This is a genomic window from Kitasatospora sp. NPDC059648 (assembly GCF_042734825.1).
Taxonomy (GTDB): domain Bacteria; phylum Actinomycetota; class Actinomycetes; order Streptomycetales; family Streptomycetaceae; genus Kitasatospora.
The window spans coordinates 19,304-27,156 of record NZ_JBHWDU010000099.1 but is presented as its reverse complement, the minus strand read 5'-3'; the positions used below and the strand labels follow the sequence as shown (position 1 = coordinate 27,156).

2 protein-coding genes are annotated in these 7,853 nt (G+C 67.2%); both read right to left on the bottom strand.

Annotated features, from left to right (window positions below):
• Positions 1–48 precede the first annotated feature (48 nt).
• On the bottom strand, positions 49–3,942 hold the full coding sequence (locus ACFV1W_RS35330) for a DNA-directed RNA polymerase subunit beta' (protein WP_380421361.1): 3,894 nt from the start codon (positions 3,940–3,942) through the stop codon (positions 49–51).
• 116 nt (positions 3,943–4,058) lie between these two features.
• Positions 4,059–7,535 (bottom strand): DNA-directed RNA polymerase subunit beta, encoded by a 3,477-nt coding sequence (gene rpoB / locus ACFV1W_RS35325; RefSeq protein WP_380421360.1) that lies wholly within the window; start codon positions 7,533–7,535, stop codon positions 4,059–4,061.
• Between the last annotated feature and the right edge of the window lie 318 nt (positions 7,536–7,853).

Sequence of the window (7,853 nt, the reverse complement as noted above, 5' to 3'; positions counted from 1 at the left end):
GCGGCCACCCCGTGAGGGGTGACCGCCCTGCGATCAGTGACGCGCGACTCAGCCGGTGTACGGGCCGTAGTCGTAGTCGTCCAGCGGGACCGCCTGGCCGGAGCCGGCGCCGAAGGGCGACAGGTCGTAGTCGTCGTAGCCGACGGCCGAGTACATCGCGGCCTTGGCCTCCTCGGTCGGCTCGACCCGGATGTTGCGGTAGCGGGGCAGACCCGTACCGGCCGGGATGAGCTTACCGAGGATGACGTTCTCCTTGAGGCCCAGCAGCGGGTCCGACTTGGCGTGGATCGCCGCGTCGGTGAGGACCCGGGTCGTCTCCTGGAAGGAGGCGGCCGACAGCCAGGACTCGGTGGCCAGCGAGGCCTTGGTGATACCCATCAGCTGCGGACGGCCGGAGGCGGGGTGACCGCCCTCGGCGACCACACGACGGTTCTCCTGCTCGAAGCGGCCGCGCTCGACGAGCTCGCCCGGGAGCAGCTCGGCGTCGCCCGACTCGATGATCGTCACGCGGCGGAGCATCTGCCGGATGATGATCTCGATGTGCTTGTCGTGGATCGACACACCCTGCGAGTTGTAGACCTTCTGGACCTCGGCGACCAGGTGGACCTGGACGGCACGCTGGCCCATGATCCGCAGCACGTCGTGCGGGTTGGTGGCACCCATGGTCAGCTTCTGGCCGACCTCGACCGCCTCGCCCTCGCTGACCAGCAGCTTGACGCGCTTCGAGACCGGGTAGGCGATCTCGTCGCTGCCGTCGTCCGGCGTGACGACCAGCTTGCGGGTCTTCTCGGTGTCCTCGATGCGGACCCGGCCGGCGGCCTCCGAGATCGGGGCCACACCCTTGGGGGTACGGGCCTCGAAGAGCTCGACGACACGCGGCAGACCCTGGGTGATGTCGTCACCGGCCACACCACCGGTGTGGAAGGTACGCATGGTCAGCTGGGTACCGGGCTCACCGATGGACTGGGCGGCGATGATGCCGACCGCCTCACCGATGTCGACCAGCTTGCCGGTCGCCAGCGAGCGCCCGTAGCACATGGCGCAGGTGCCGACAGCCGACTCACAGGTCAGGATCGAGCGGGTCTTGACCTCGCCCACACCGTGGCGGATCAGCTCGTCGATCAGGACGTCGCCGAGGTCGGTGTTGGCGGTGGCCAGCAGCTTGCCGTCGACGGTGATGTCCTCGGCGAGCATGCGGGCGTACACGCTGGTCTCGACGTCGTCGGCCTTGCGCAGCACGCCGTCGGCGCCCACGGAGCCGATCGACAGCTTCAGGCCGCGCTCGGTGCCGCAGTCCTCCTCGCGAATGATGACGTCCTGGGAGACGTCGACCAGACGACGGGTGAGGTAGCCGGAGTCGGCGGTACGGAGGGCGGTGTCGGCCAGACCCTTACGGGCACCGTGGGTGGAGATGAAGTACTCCAGCACGGACAGACCCTCACGGAACGACGCCTTGATGGGTCGCGGGATGGTCTCGTTCTTGGCGTTCGACACCAGACCGCGCATACCGGCGATCTGACGCATCTGCATCATGTTTCCACGAGCACCCGAGTCGACCATCATGAAGATGGGGTTCGTCTTCGGGAAGTTCGCGGCCATGGCGTCCGCGACCTCGTTGGTCGCCTGGGTCCAGATGCCGACGAGCTCCTGCTTGCGCTCGTCGTTGGTGATCAGACCGCGCTCGTACTGCTTCTGGACCTTCTCCGCCTTCGCCTCGAAGCCCTCCAGGATCTGGGGCTTGCTCGGCGGGACGATGACGTCCGAGATCGAGACGGTGACACCGGAACGGGTCGACCAGTGGAAGCCGGCCGCCTTCAGGTTGTCCAGGGTCGCCGCGACGGTGACCTTGGGGTAGCGCTCCGCCAGGTCGTTGACGATCGCGGAGAGCTGCTTCTTGCCCACCTCGTAGTCGACGAACGGGTAGTCCTCGGGCAGCAGCTCGTTGAAGAGCGCACGGCCCAGGGTGGTGGTCAGGCGGAAGGGCTCGCCCTCGAACCAGGTCGACTGGCCGTCCTCGTCCACCGGCGGGGTCCAGCCGCGGGGCGGGACGGTGCCGGCGCCGAGGCGCAGCTCGATCGGGGCCTGGACGTCCAGCTCGCGGGCGTCGAAGGCCATGATCGCCTCGGCGGTCGACGAGAAGGTGCGGCCGGCGCCCTTCACGTTGTCGCGGTCCGAGGTCAGGAAGAACAGACCGAGCACCATGTCCTGGGTCGGCATGGTGACGGGGCGACCGTCGGCCGGCTTCAGGATGTTGTTCGAGGACAGCATCAGGATGCGCGCCTCGGCCTGCGCCTCCGCGGAGAGCGGCAGGTGGACGGCCATCTGGTCACCGTCGAAGTCCGCGTTGAACGCGGTGCAGACGAGCGGGTGGATCTGGATGGCCTTGCCCTCGACCAGCTGCGGCTCGAAGGCCTGGATGCCGAGGCGGTGCAGGGTGGGCGCACGGTTCAGCAGGACCGGGTGCTCGGCGATGACCTCTTCGAGCACGTCCCACACGACCGGGCGGGCACGCTCGACCATGCGCTTGGCCGACTTGATGTTCTGCGCGTGGTTCAGGTCGACCAGGCGCTTCATCACGAACGGCTTGAAGAGCTCCAGCGCCATGGCCTTCGGCAGACCGCACTGGTGCAGCTTGAGCTGCGGGCCGACGACGATGACCGAACGGGCCGAGTAGTCGACTCGCTTGCCGAGCAGGTTCTGGCGGAAACGACCCTGCTTGCCCTTCAGCATGTCGCTGAGGGACTTCAGCGGGCGGTTGCCCGGACCGGTGACCGGACGGCCGCGGCGGCCGTTGTCGAACAGCGCGTCGACGGCCTCCTGGAGCATGCGCTTCTCGTTGTTCACGATGATCTCGGGGGCACCGAGGTCGAGCAGGCGCTTCAGGCGGTTGTTGCGGTTGATGACGCGGCGGTACAGGTCGTTCAGGTCGGAGGTCGCGAAGCGGCCACCGTCCAGCTGCACCATCGGACGCAGGTCCGGCGGGATGACCGGAACGCAGTCCAGGACCATGCCGTTGGGCTTGTTGCTGGTCTGCAGGAACGCGGAGACGACCTTGAGGCGCTTCAGCGCACGGGTCTTCTTCTGGCCCTTGCCGGTGCGGATGATCTCGCGGAGGCGCTCGGCCTCCTCCGCCAGGTCGAAGGTCTCCAGGCGGTCCTTGAGGGCCGCCGCGCCCATCGAGCCGGAGAAGTAGGTGCCGAAGCGGTCGCGCAGCTCGCGGTAGAGCAGCTCGTCGCCCTCAAGGTCCTGGACCTTGAGGTTCTTGAAGCGGGCCCACACCTCGTCGAGGCGGTCGAGCTCGCGCTGCGCGCGGTCGCGCAGCTGCTTCATCTCGCGCTCGGCGCCCTCGCGCACCTTGCGGCGCACGTCGGCCTTGGCGCCCTCGGCCTCCAGCTCGGCCAGGTCGGTCTCGGCCTTCTTGGCGCGGGCTTCGAGGTCGGCGTCGCGGCGGTTCTCGATCTGCTGGCGCTCGACCGAGACGTGCGCCTCCAGGGACGGCAGGTCGCGCTGGCGGCGCTCGTCGTCGACCCAGGTGATCATGTAGGCGGCGAAGTAGATGACCTTTTCGAGGTCCTTCGGCGCCAGGTCGAGCAGGTAGCCGAGGCGGGACGGCACACCCTTGAAGTACCAGATGTGGGTGACCGGGGCGGCCAGCTCGATGTGGCCCATCCGCTCACGGCGCACCTTGGCGCGGGTCACCTCGACGCCGCAGCGCTCACAGATGATGCCCTTGAAGCGGACGCGCTTGTACTTGCCGCAGTAGCACTCCCAGTCCCGGGTCGGGCCGAAGATCTTCTCGCAGAAGAGGCCGTCCTTTTCGGGCTTCAGGGTGCGGTAGTTGATGGTCTCCGGCTTCTTGACCTCGCCGTGCGACCACTGGCGGATGTCGTCGGCGGTGGCCAGGCCGATGCGGAGCTCGTCGAAGAAGTTGACGTCAAGCACTGGTCGTCAAGCCCTCTTTCGTGATTCGAGAGTTTGTCTGTGGTCTGAGGGGGGCCTGGGGGCGGGCCGGCTGCGCACTCCGCTTGGTTCTGAAGCGCGAGCCGGCCCGACCTCCGTCAGACCTCTTCGACGCTGCTCGGCTCGCGCCGGGACAGGTCGATGCCGAGCTCCTCGGCGGCGCGGAAGACGTCCTCGTCGGAGTCCCGCATCTCGATGGACTGGCCGTCCGAGGACAGCACCTCCACGTTGAGGCAGAGCGACTGCATTTCCTTGATGAGAACCTTGAAGGACTCGGGAATACCGGGCTCGGGGATGTTCTCGCCCTTGACGATGGCCTCGTAGACCTTCACGCGGCCGAGCACGTCGTCGGACTTGATGGTGAGCAGCTCCTGCAGGGCGTACGCGGCACCGTACGCTTCGAGGGCCCACACCTCCATCTCACCGAAGCGCTGACCACCGAACTGCGCCTTACCACCGAGCGGCTGCTGGGTGATCATCGAGTACGGACCGGTCGAACGGGCGTGCAGCTTGTCGTCGACCAGGTGGTGCAGCTTCAGGATGTACATGTAGCCGACCGAGACCGGCATCGGGAACGGCTCGCCGGAGCGGCCGTCGAACAGGCGGGCCTTGCCGGTGGAGTTCACCAGGCGCTCACCGTCACGGGTGAGGGTGGTGTTGTCCAGCAGGCCGGTGATCTCGTCCTCGCGGGCGCCGTCGAAGACCGGGGTGGCGAGGTTGGTGCCGCCCTGGACGGTGTCGGCGCCGATCGCCTGCAGGCGCTGGGCCCACTCGTCGGCCAGACCGGAGACGTCCCAGCCCTGCTTGGCGAGCCACCCGAGGTGGATCTCCAGGACCTGTCCCGGGTTCATTCGGGACGGGACACCCAGCGGGTTGAGGATGATGTCGACCGGGGTGCCGTCCTCCAGGAAGGGCATGTCCTCGACCGGGAGGATCTTGGAGATGACACCCTTGTTGCCGTGGCGGCCGGCGAGCTTGTCACCGTTGGTGATCTTCCGCTTCTGGGCCACGTAGACGCGGACCAGCTGGTTCACACCCGGGGGAAGCTCGTCGCCCTCCTCGCGGTCGAACACGCGGACGCCGATGACCTTGCCGGACTCACCGTGCGGGACCTTCAGCGAGGTGTCGCGGACCTCGCGGGCCTTCTCACCGAAGATCGCGCGGAGCAGGCGCTCCTCGGGGGTCAGCTCGGTCTCACCCTTCGGGGTGACCTTGCCGACGAGGATGTCACCGGTGACGACGTCGGCGCCGATCCGGATGATGCCGCGCTCGTCGAGGTCGGCGAGGACCTCCTCGGAGACGTTCGGGATGTCCCGGGTGATCTCCTCGGGGCCGAGCTTGGTGTCACGGGCGTCGACCTCGTGCTCCTCGATGTGGATCGAGGAGAGGACGTCGTCCTGAACGAGGCGCTGCGACAGGATGATCGCGTCCTCGTAGTTGTGACCCTCCCACGACATGAACGCCACGAGCAGGTTCTTGCCGAGGGCCATCTCGCCCTCGTCGGTGCACGGGCCGTCGGCCAGCACCTGGTTGACCTCGACCCGGGCGCCCTCGTCCACGAGCACCTTCTGGTTGAAGGCGGTGCCCTGGTTGGAGCGGGTGAACTTGGCGGCGCGGTACGTGGTGTACGTGCCGTCGTCGTTGGCCACGGTGACGTAGTCGGCCGAGACCTCCTGCACCACACCGGCCTTCTCGGCGGTGATGACGTCGGCGGCGTCGACGGCGCAGCGGTACTCCATGCCGGTGCCGACCAGCGGGGCCTCGCTCTTCAGCAGCGGCACCGCCTGGCGCATCATGTTCGAGCCCATGAGCGCGCGGTTGGCGTCGTCGTGCTCAAGGAACGGGATCATGGCGGTCGCGACCGACACCATCTGGCGCGGCGAGACGTCCATGTAGTCGATCTCGGTGCCGGGGATGTAGTCGATCTCGCCACCACGGCGGCGGACCAGGACGCGCGGCTCGGCGAAGTGCAGGTCCGCGGTCAGCGGGGCGTTCGCCTGGGCGATGACGTAGCGGTCCTCCTCGTCGGCGGTGAGGTAGTCCACCTTCTCGGTGACGACACCGTCGACGACCTTGCGGTACGGGGTCTCGATGAAGCCGAAGGCGTTGACCCGGCCGTACGAGGCCAGCGACCCGATCAGACCGATGTTCGGGCCTTCCGGGGTCTCGATCGGACACATGCGGCCGTAGTGCGAGGGGTGCACGTCACGGACCTCGAAGCCGGCGCGCTCACGGGAGAGACCACCGGGGCCGAGGGCGGACAGACGACGCTTGTGGGTCAGGCCCGACAGCGGGTTCGTCTGGTCCATGAACTGCGACAGCTGGCTGGTGCCGAAGAACTCCTTGATGGAGGCGACGACCGGCCGGATGTTGATCAGGGTCTGCGGCGTGATCGCCTCGACGTCCTGGGTGGTCATGCGCTCGCGCACGACGCGCTCCATGCGGGCGAGACCCGTACGGACCTGGTTCTGGATGAGCTCGCCGACGTTGCGCAGGCGGCGGTTGCCGAAGTGGTCGATGTCGTCGACCTCGACCACGATGTCGCGGCCGGTCTCGTCACGCCACTCGGTCTCACCGGCGTGCAGCTTCACCAGGTACTTGATCGCACCGATGATGTCGGGCTCGGTGAGCACGCCGGAGTCCAGCGACTCGGCGTTGCCCAGCTTGCGGTTGAGCTTGTAACGACCGACCTTGGCCAGGTCGTAGCGCTTCGGGTTGAAGTACAGGTTCTCCAGAAGCGTCTGCGCGGCCTCGCGCGTCGGCGGCTCGCCCGGACGCAGCTTGCGGTAGATGTCCAGCAGCGCGTCGTCCTGGCCCTGGGTGTGGTCCTTCTCCAGGGTGTTGCGCATCGACTCGTACTCGCCGAACTCTTCGAGAATCATCTCGTTGGTCCAGCCGAGAGCCTTCAGCAGCACGGTGACGGACTGCTTGCGCTTGCGGTCGATGCGGACGCCGACCATGTCGCGCTTGTCGATCTCCATCTCCAGCCAGGCACCACGCGAGGGGATGACCTTGCAGGAGTAGATGTCCTTGTCGGACACCTTGTCCAGGGTGGAGTCGAAGTACACACCCGGGGAGCGGACCAGCTGCGACACGACGACACGCTCGGTGCCGTTGATCACGAACGTGCCCTTGTGGGTCATGAGCGGGAAGTCGCCCATGAAGACCGTCTGAGACTTGATCTCACCGGTCTCGTTGTTGGTGAACTCGGCCGTGACGAAGAGCGGAGCCGCGTACGTGAAGTCGCGGTCCTTGCACTCGTCAATGGAGTTCTTCGGCGGCTCGAAACGGTGGTCGCGGAAGGTCAGGGACATCGACCCGCTGAAGTCCTCGATCGGGGAGATCTCCTCGAAGATCTCCTCCAGACCGGACTTGGTGGGGACGTCCTGACCGGACTCCAGCGCCTGCTCGACCCGGGACTTCCAGGCCGCGTTGCCGAGCAGCCAGTCAAAGCTCTCGGTCTGCAGGGCCAGGAGGTTCGGGACCTCGAGGGGCTCCTTGATCTTCGCGAAGGAGACGCGGAGCGGGGCGGTGGATGCGGCGGAATTGTTCGAGGCGTTGCGCGGCGCGGCCAAGAGGGGGGTCCTTCCGAGGGCTCGGAGCTCACTACGCGCGTACCAGCCGGGCCTGCTTGGGCTTGGAGCCGCCTCCCTCGCCACTGGCCTCCGCCGGGGTCGAAGTCCCAGGTCAGAGCCGCTTTGCGGAGGCGGTGCCAGACCCCTTCAGGGCAACGCAAACTCCGGGCGACGAGTCACGGAGCAGCTAACAGGCAGCGCAAAGGGACAGTGTAGCCAAAGGCCACACTGCTGTCCAGCTCTGATTCGGAGACCGAATCGGAGACTCCTCCCGGTAGCCGGGGGCGCGGACGCCCACCGGGTACTGCTCTAACTCAC